The organism is Candidatus Frankia alpina, from assembly GCF_902806485.1.
Lineage (GTDB): Bacteria > Actinomycetota > Actinomycetes > Frankiales > Frankiaceae > Frankia > Frankia alpina.
The window spans coordinates 1-8107 of sequence record NZ_CADCWT010000210.1 but is presented as its reverse complement, the minus strand read 5'-3'; the positions used below and the strand labels follow the sequence as shown (position 1 = coordinate 8107).

General features: G+C 73.6%; 5 protein-coding genes and 2 pseudogenes. 3 read left to right on the top strand and 4 right to left on the bottom strand.

Going from position 1 to position 8107, the window contains the following annotated elements; all coding sequences use genetic code 11:
- Positions 1–152 precede the first annotated feature (152 nt).
- Positions 153–398, bottom strand: coding sequence for a response regulator transcription factor (locus G6R25_RS18680; protein WP_419469379.1), 246 nt, complete (start codon positions 396–398; stop codon positions 153–155).
- Positions 399–612: 214 nt separating this feature from the next.
- On the opposite strand from G6R25_RS18680, the gene G6R25_RS18675 reads away from it, so the two are divergent.
- The 3 genes and pseudogenes from G6R25_RS18675 to G6R25_RS18665 all read left to right on the top strand — a co-directional run bounded on the left by G6R25_RS18675 (position 613) and on the right by G6R25_RS18665 (position 5021).
- Positions 613–2061, top strand: coding sequence for a P-loop nucleotide/nucleoside kinase family protein (locus G6R25_RS18675; RefSeq protein ID WP_163554009.1), 1449 nt, complete (start codon positions 613–615; stop codon positions 2059–2061).
- A 112-nt stretch (positions 2062–2173) separates the two neighbouring features.
- Positions 2174–3932: pseudogene (locus G6R25_RS18670) on the top strand (sensor histidine kinase).
- 339 nt (positions 3933–4271) lie between these two features.
- Positions 4272–5021, top strand: coding sequence for a PP2C family protein-serine/threonine phosphatase (locus G6R25_RS18665; protein WP_235949015.1), 750 nt, complete (start codon positions 4272–4274; stop codon positions 5019–5021).
- Between the two features lie 102 nt (positions 5022–5123).
- On the opposite strand, the gene G6R25_RS29865 is transcribed toward G6R25_RS18665, so the two are convergent.
- The 3 genes and pseudogenes from G6R25_RS29865 to G6R25_RS27790 all read right to left on the bottom strand — a co-directional run bounded on the left by G6R25_RS29865 (position 5124) and on the right by G6R25_RS27790 (position 7903).
- The gene (locus tag G6R25_RS29865; protein WP_473246914.1) at positions 5124–6428 is read right to left on the bottom strand and encodes an HAD-IC family P-type ATPase; all 1305 of its coding nucleotides are present in this window, start codon (positions 6426–6428) and stop codon (positions 5124–5126) included.
- Between the two features lie 513 nt (positions 6429–6941).
- A pseudogene (locus tag G6R25_RS29855) lies at positions 6942–7649 on the bottom strand (HAD-IC family P-type ATPase); the annotation flags it as partial.
- Positions 7583–7903 carry a cation-transporting P-type ATPase gene (locus G6R25_RS27790; RefSeq protein WP_163554006.1) on the bottom strand — a complete coding sequence of 107 codons (321 nt, stop codon included), beginning with the start codon at positions 7901–7903 and terminating at the stop codon, positions 7583–7585. The gene G6R25_RS27790 and the pseudogene G6R25_RS29855, both read right to left, overlap by 67 nt.
- Positions 7904–8107 lie beyond the last annotated feature (204 nt).

Sequence of the window (8107 nt, the reverse complement as noted above, 5' to 3'; positions counted from 1 at the left end):
TCACAAATCGTTGCCGGGAATGGCTCAGGCATGGTCCGGGGTGACCAACCGCCCTGGTACAGGTGGCTGTCTGCGGGCTTTGCCGGCGGATCGCCGGGGAAAGCCGACATAATGCTCGACCGGGGTGCTCTCATCGGCGCGCCCGCGGTGGGTCAGGCCTCGCTCGCCTTCTTCAGCGAGTAGACGGCGGCCTGGGTCCGGCTGGCCATGCCGAGCTTCTCCAGGATGCTGGAGACGTAGTTCTTCACGGTTTTCTCGGACAGATGCACCCGGGTGCCTATCTGCCGGTTGGTGAGACCTTCGGCGATGTGCTTGAGGATTTCGCGTTCCCGGGGGTTGAAGGAACTGAGCGCCGGGTCCTCCCGAGGCCCCTGGCGGATCCGGTCGAGAATGAACACCCGGATCGTCGCCACGCGGAGCAGAATACGCCGCCCGCCGGCTCACAGCGGCGAAATGCTGGAGGTTTCCGGGACCTTGGCCCCCGTTTCGACGGACCTTCGGGTCCTCCGGGCGTGACCTGCGCACGCTGACCGCGCACCAGGTGCGGGGCAGGCTCGAACCATGAACCCGCGGACAGCTACGAGCCCGTTCCCGGCCGGACGAGACGAGCCGGTGCCGGCCGGGGCGCAGCGGCCGCACGCCGGGGCGGTCGAGACGCCGGGGTCGGTGCTCGTCTTCTTCGGGGACCGGGTCTACAAGGTCAGGAAGCCGGTGGAACTCGCCGGCCTGGACCTGCGTGACCGGCCGGCGAGGCTGGCGGCCTGCGAGGCGGAGGTCGTGCTCAACCGCCGCCTCGCGCCCGACATCTATCTCGGCGTCGCCGATGTCATCGGGCCGGGCGGGGAGCTCTGCGACCACATGGTCGTGATGCGTCGCCTGCCCGCGGCGCGCCGGCTGTCGACGCTCGCCGAGAACGGCGCCGCGGCCGTCGCGGAGATCCACTCCATCGCCGAGGTGCTCGCCGGCTTCCACGCCCGCTGCGCGACCTCACCCCGGATCACGGCGGCCGGCGCCCCGGACCGCCTGCGCGCGCGGTGGGACGAACACCTCGCCGAGGTGCGGCGCGACGGCGGCACCGCGGTGGGCGCCCCCCTGCTCGATCAGGTGGACCGCCTCGCCGGGCGGTACCTCGACGGCCGGGGCGAGCTCCTGCGGGAGCGCCGGGAGGCCGGGCGGATCCGCGACGGGCACGGCGACCTGAGCGCCGCGGACACGTTCTGCCTCGACGACGGTCCCCGGTTGCTCGACTGTCTGGAGTCCGAGGCCGAGCTGCGGGCGGCCGACGTTCTCGCGGACGTCGCGGCCCTGGCGGTCGACCTGGAATGGCTCGGACGTCGCGACCTCGCCCGCATCCTGCTCGGCCGCTACCGGGAGATCGCGGGGGAGAACCATCCCCGCTCGCTGCAGGACTTCTACTGCGGCCGTCGTGGCGATGCGGCGCTGTCGGACGGAGTCTCGGCGTCTCGTGGCCGGGGAGGGGCCGCGGGGCGTGAGGTGCGGGTTCTCGCCGAGCTGGCGCTGGCCCGGCTGCGCCAGGGCCGGGTCCGGCTCGTGCTGGTCGGCGGCCAGCGGGGCACCGGGAAGTCCACGCTCGCCGGTGGCCTGGCGGGCGCCGAGGGGTGGACGGTGCTCCGCTTCGACGTCGTCGCGGCCGCCCGGCCGGCCCCGCCGGACCGGCCCGATCCCGCCGCGGGGCGAGGGATGCCGGCCGACGCCGCCGACGCCGTCCACACCGAGCTGCTGCGCCTGGCCGCCGCGGCGCTGTGCCGGGGCGAGTCCGTCATCGTCGACGCGCCGTGGAACCGGCACAGCCAGCGGGTCGAGGCGGCCGAGGTCGCCCGCCAGAACGTGGCCGACCTCGTGCAGCTGCGCTGCACGCCCCGCCCCGAGCTCGGGGCGGGGCGGCCCGCCTCCCAGCCGGCCGCCGCCGCACCCGGCGGCGGCCCCACCCGCCTGGCCGACAGCGTCTCCCGGGTCGCACCCTGGCCGGAGTCCAGCAGCATCGACACGGCGGCGACCGTCGCGGCCGCCCTGCACGACGCCCGCCGGGCCGCCGCCTAATGACCAGGTCGGGCCGGGCGCCGACCACCGATGCCGGCGACCGCGGCATGAACAGCCGGACATTATCCTTGTCGGATCTCGTGCGGCCGGTCCGTTCAAGTACCGTTCGGCCATGGCTTCGGAAGCCGAGCACACCGCCGTTCGGGTCCGGACGGAAGCTGAATCCTCGTCGCTGGCCCCGAAGGGGGAAAGCCTGACTTTTCCGACCGTCGCGCGCCTCGAGCTCGACGAGCTGCTCACCCAGCTGGTCGACCGCGCCCAGGACGTGCTGGCCACCCAGGGCCGGCTGCGCGGGCTGCTGGCGGTGAGCCGCGCCATCGCGACCGACCTGCGGCTGCCGATGCTGCTCCGGCACATCGTGGAGGCGGCGTGCGAGCTGCTGGACGCCCGGTACGGGGCGTTGGGCGTCATCGCGCTGGACCGCACCCTGGAGGAGTTCATCCACGTCGGCATGAACCCGGGAGACGTCGAGCGGATCGGTCATCTGCCCACCGGTCGCGGGGTGCTCGGCCTCCTGATCGACGATCCCCGGCCGCGTCGCCTCGACGACATCGCCCGGGACCCGAGTGCGGCCGGTTTCCCGTTCGGTCATCCGCCGATGAAAACGTTCCTCGGTGTACCCATCACCGTGCGCGGCGAGGTGTTCGGGAACCTCTATCTGACCGACAAGCGCGGCGGCGTCGGCTTCACCGCCGAGGACGGGGAGCTCGCCCTCGCGCTGGCCGCCAGCGCCGGCGTCGCGATCGAGAACGCGCGGCTGTTCCACGAGTCCCAGCAGCGGCACGGGTGGATGAGCGCCTCCGCCGAGCTGACCCGGCAGATCATGGCCGAGGCCGACGGCGCCCTCGAGTCCGTCGTGCGACGCGTGGCCACCGTCGCCGACGCGCAGTTCGTCTCGGTCGTCCTGCCGGGACGACGAGCCCGGCAGCGCCCGCGTCGTCGCCGCCGCCGGGGTGGACGCCGCCCGCGTCGGGCGGCGGGTACCGCTCGACGGCACGCTGACCGGTCGGGTGATGGCCGAGCAGCAGCCGCTGCGGGTGCAGGACGTCCGTCTCGACTCCCTGCCCGAGGAGCGGGGTGACGCGACGGGCTCCCTGATCATCCTGCCGATGCTGGCCGGCGCCGACCAAGTGTCCGGGGTGCTGCTCGTCGGCCGGGACCGGGGCGAGCGGGCCTTCAGCGACACCGACCTCACCGGCGCCGCCAGCTTCGCCGGCAGCGTCGCCATCACCCTGGAGCTGGCCCGGATCAAGGCCGACCGGGAACGGCTGGTGGTGCTGGCGGACCGCGGTCGCATCGCCCGCGACCTGCACGACCACGTCATCCAGCGGATGTTCGCCGTCGCGCTCGGCCTGCAGGACATCGTCCAGTACGAACATCCGGTGAACGCCGAGCGGCTCAGCCAGTACGTCGACGACCTCGACGTGACCATCAAGGACATCCGCCGGTCGATCTTCGAGCTGCGCAGCAGCGGCGGCGGGGGAGACGAACGGCGCCGCCTGCACGCCGCGATCGAGGGGATCGTCGAGGACGTCCGCCCGGCGCTCGGTTTCACGCCGACGATCCAGTACTCCGGCCCGCTCGAGTCCGTGGTCGGCGGCGAGCTCGCCGACCACGTGGTCGCCGTCGCCCGGGAGGCGCTGACCAACGCGGCGCGCCACTCCCAGGCCCGGTCCGTCGAGCTCCGCCTCGGCGTGGCCGGCGACTCGGTGGTCATCGACGTGATCGACGACGGCGTCGGCCTCGGCTCCACCGATCGTCGCAGCGGGCTGGGCAACCTCCAGAGCCGGGCCGAACAGCTCGGCGGATCCTTCAGCCTCACCACTCCGGCCGGCGGGGGCACCCACCTGCGCTGGGCCGCCCCCCTGTGACACCGCCCTGCCCGCAGCGGGCTGATCGGGCGTCCACCACCATCTGCGCCGCAGCGCGGCGACGTTGCGGAGGTTGAGCGCCGAGATCTACGACTGGCTGGGGAATCCGATCGAGAACGCGGCCGTGGTCTTCGGCCGGGACCGGTCGTAGCGGCACTGCGGACCGGGCGACCCGGCCCGCGCCGGCACTCCAAAAGTTCCTGGTAACGGCCCTGCGCCGTTGAGAGGCTGGTCACAGCAGCACGTCCCCCCGTGGAACAGGTCTGGAGACGTCCATGCGCCACTCCCTGATTGCCGCAGCTCGGAACGAGACCGATCCCGTGGCCCGGGCGTCCGGCTGTGTGGCTCGTCAGTCCCCCTGGATGGGGGGCCTACTGGCATTCGCTGGCCGTGATTCCCGGCAGCGGCGGGGACTGGGTGGACGTGCTGGACGTCGGCGACGGACGGCTCGCGCTGTGCGTCGGCGACGCCGCCGGACATGACGAGCGGGCCGCGCGGTTCGCGCGACGTCTGCGGGAGGCGATGCGCCGGCACCTGTGCGCCGGCGCGACACCCGACGTCGTGGTCAGCCGGGCGATGGTCGACGTCGCCGCGGCCGGTGACCTCGGGGAGATGTACGCCACCGCCTTCCTCGCGGTGGCCGACGCCCGGTCGCCCCGCGTCGACTACGTCAACGCGGGGCATCCGCCGGTCGTGCATCTGCCCGCGGGCCCGGCCACCGGCGGCGGCGGCGAACCACGGGCGCTCGGCCCGACCGGTCCGATCCTCTCCGACCTGTTCGCCGGGACCGCGATCTGGTCCACGCGTTCGTTGACCATGGCGGTCGGGGACTGCCTGCTGCTGTACACCGACGGCATCAGCGAGGCCCGGGACGAGTACGGCGATCAGTTCGGCGTGCTTCCCCTGACCACCGCGCGCGCCGGGACGGACTCGCCCGACGGGTTGCTGCACCGACTGTTCGCGCTGGTCGCCGAGCATGCCTGCGGGGCCGTCCGGGATGACCGCACGATCGCGATCCTCGCGCGGCAGCCTGCCGCGGTGCGGTCCTGCCCGGGTGGCGCCGCCGGGGCGCGATCGTCCGCGGGCTGATCTTCCTGTGCCCCGGGACCTTCGTCCTGCCGTCCCCGTTCCTGGGATGTCTTTCGGGCGGTTCGTTCCGGGGACCGGGACACCTGCGCGGATCGGGCCGGTTCACCGGGAATCGCCGACCGGTTCACCGGGGATCGTCGCCGCCCGGCGACGCCAGGCCCGCCAGAGTTCGTCGGCGCCCCAGACCAGGACTGGCAGCGGGAGCAACAGGAGGAGGTCGGAGGGCGGGACCGCGGCGGTGCCGAGAATGTGCTGCAGGGCCGGAACGTAGACGACCACGGCCGCGAAGGCGATCTCGAAGGCGATGCCGGCGAGGAGCAGGCGGTTGGTGAACAGCCCGACGGCGAACAGGGAGGTGTGCTCGGTGCGGGCGGCGGTCGCCGTGCCGATCTGGCAGGCCACGATCGCGAGGAAGGTCATGGTGGTGGCCCGCTGGTACCCCTCGTGCAGCGGGGTGCCCTTGTCGACGGAGTCGCCCGGGTGCCAGCCGATGCGCCAGAGCACGGTGAAGTAGACGGCCATGACGGCGGCGGCGGAGACGAGGCCGAGAACGCCCCAGGCGCGCAGCAGCATCACCGGCCGGATCACTCCCTCCCCGCGCGGCCGCGGCGGGCGCTCCATCAGGCCCGGCTCGGCCGGTTCCCGGCCCAGCGCCAGCGCCGGCAGCGTCTCGGTGCCGAGATCGATCATGAGGATCTGCAGAACGGTGAGCGGCACCGTGCCCCCGGACAGGGCGAAGACCAGGAACGGGACGATCTCCGGAATGGCGTGGGCGAAGATGTAGACGATGAACTTCCGGACGTTGTCGTAGACCTGGCGGCCGGCCTCGACGGCGCGGACGATCGTGGCGAAGTCGTCGTCGGTGAGCACCATCGTGGACGCTTCGCGGGCGACGTCCGTGCCGGAGCGTCCCATCGCGACGCCGATGTCGGCGCGGCGCAGGGCGGGGGCGTCGTTCACGCCGTCGCCGGTCATCGCGACGACCTCGCCGCGGGTGTGCAGGGCGTCGGTGATCCGCAGTTTCGTCTCCGGCGAGCTGCGGGCGAAGACGATTTCGCGGTCGTCGCGCAGGAAGGCGTCGAGGTCGGCCTCGGCCGGATCGCCGAGGTCCTCGGTGGAGACCACCTGCAGGCCCGCCGTGCCCGGCCCCCCGATGCCGACCTGACGGGCGACGGCCGCCGTGGTCAGGGCGTGGTCGCCGCTGACGACGTTGATTCTGATACCGGCGCGGTGACAGGCCGCGACGGCCTCGGCCGTGCCCGACCGAGGCGGATCGGCCAGCCCGACGATGCCCAGCAGCCGCAGATCCGTCTCGAGGGCGTCCCGGTCGACCCTACCGGGCTGGCCGCCGCCGAGCGCCGGATGCCCGCCCGGCAGCTCGCGGTCGGCCACGGGGAGGACGCGCAGTCCGTCGGCGGCGAACTCGGCGAGCTGCCGGGTGAACCCGTCGCGGTCAGCGGGCGGGATCCCGCGGGCGTCAGCAGGCTCACGCAGCGCGCGAGAACCGCTTCCGGGGCGCCTTTGACGGACGCGACGAGGCGGCCGGGCTCGACCTCGTCGACGGTCGACATCAGGCGCACGCGGGAGTCGAAGGGCGCCTCCGCCCGCCGCTGGGCGGACCGCGCGGCCGAGCCACCGGGCGGCGTGCAGCAGCCCGATCTCGGTCGGATCGCCGTGCGTGTCGCGGCCGCGCTCGGGACGGCCGAGATCGGCGTTGGAGCAGGCGGCCAGGGCCGTCCCGAGCGGGCCGGACACGGACGCGGGCATGGCGGCGGGCCCGGTCGCCGGGCTGCTCCCGCCGGCTGACCCGTCCGAGCGGGTCCCCGCGCCCGGCGGCACGCTGACGGGCCGGTCGTCCGCGGCCGTCCACAGCCGGACCGGCCGCATCCGGTTCTCGGTGAGCGTCCCGGTCTTGTCGGTGCAGATCACCGTGGTGGAGCCGAGGGTCTCCACCGCGCTGAGCCGGCGCACGACCGCGCCGCTGCGGGCGAGCACCCGCACGCCCACCGCGAGCGCGAGGGTGATGGTGGGCAGCAGGCCCTCGGGTACGTTCGCGACGAGCAGGCCGATGGCGAAGACGAGGGCCTCGTTCACCGGGAGCCCGGCCAGGACGCCGAGCGGCAGGAAGGCCAGCCCGACCCCCACCGCGACCGCGGCGATCAGCCAGGCGACCCGACGGACCTGCCGTTCCAGGGGACTCTCCTCCCGGGAGACCCGTTCGGTCAGCGCCGCGACCCGGCCGATCTCGGTGCGCATGCCGGTCGACACCACGATCGCGCGCGCGGCGCCGGCGGTGCACGTGGTGCCGCTGAAGACCAGGTCGCGGGCGGAGAGCAAGGGGCCGGTGTCCGGCTCCTCGCCGGCCGAGCGCGGCACCGACACCGACTCGCCGGTCAGCATCGACAGGTCCACCTCGACGTAGCCGCTCAGCAGCCGCGCGTCGGCCGGTATCCGGTTGCCCTCGCTGATCAGGATCAGGTCTCCGGAGACGAGCTCGCGGACGGCGATGCTGTGCTGGACGCGGTCCCGGACCACCGTCGCCTGGGGCGGCAGGTAGGCGCTCAGTGCCTCCACGGCGTGCTCGGCGTGCCGTTCCTGGACGAAGGCGACCGCGGCGTTGAGCAGCACCACGGCGACGATCGCGGCGGCGAGCACGGTGCTGCCCGAGAGCAGGGCCAGCAACGCGGCCAGCCACAGCAGGAGGGCAGCGGGTGCACGAGCTGGCGGCCGATCTCCCCCGGCCAGGTGAGCCTCCGCCGCCTCGACAGTTCGTTCGGGCCCTCGGCGAGGAGCCGGCGGGCGGCCTCCCGGCCGCTGAGCCCGTCCGGACCGCTGCGCAGATCGCGGAACAGCAGCGCGAGGGGCTCCTGGGGATCCGACATCATCGGATCCGTGTTCGGAGGGCTGTTTCCCGGTATTTCGGTGCTCACGTCAGGCATCGCCACGTCCGATCGGGAGTTCGGCGGTCGGTCTCACGTCACCGGGGCCGGGTCCTGGTCGGGCGCCGGTTCGGCCCCGCCGGAGTCGAGCCGGAACGGCGGGTACTCGTCGGTCATCACTGAGCCATTCCCGGCGTCGATTTGTGA

What these genes read in the sequence shown, in the direction of transcription:
- G6R25_RS27790 (WP_163554006.1), bottom strand. Translation starts at nt 7,903, where the DNA reads ATGTCGGATCCCCAGGAGCCCCTCGCGCTGCTGTTCCGCGATCTGCGC.